General features: G+C 47.4%; 1 protein-coding gene. It reads right to left on the bottom strand.

The genetic code is table 11. The features are described 5' to 3' along the window. Window positions 1-456: immunoglobulin domain-containing protein (locus tag A3761_RS27000; RefSeq protein WP_197472831.1), on the bottom strand; the 456-nt coding region annotated here is incomplete at both ends.

Genomic DNA, 456 nt, shown 5'->3' with positions numbered 1-456 from the left:
AGGAGCTTGCTGTCGCGCCCGGGATATTCTCGCCATCCTTCTGCCACTGATAGCTTAAGCTTCCCGCTCCGGATGCGAGAACAAACAAAGAAAAGCTTTGTGATTCACTGGTATGTATGGACTGCGGTTGAGTTTGAATTTGAAGCTCAGCGCTGTCGAGATCTTCTGCAATATTTTGAGCATCATTGGTGATACTGCTCAGTGCGCTAGCATAACTATTTCCGTTGTCAGAGTAGGTGTCCAGGTATGCAGAAAGCTGCTCTGCTAGGTCGCTTGCTGTGTAAAACACGTTCGCTAAGGGAATATGATCAAGCAATTGGTTCGTGCCTATCCACTCTGTATCAAGCGCGTGCTCATAAAGAGAAGCGCTTAGAATTGCTTGCTTTAGAGATTCGTCACTTGCATCCGAGAGCTTTGTTAGGTCAAGTGTTGGGGTAGTTAAGGGGTCGCTCTCTA

It is taken from the genome of Oleiphilus sp. HI0123 (assembly GCF_001635315.1).
Note: the sequence above shows the minus strand (reverse complement) of the source record. Positions and strands in the feature narration are given on the sequence as shown.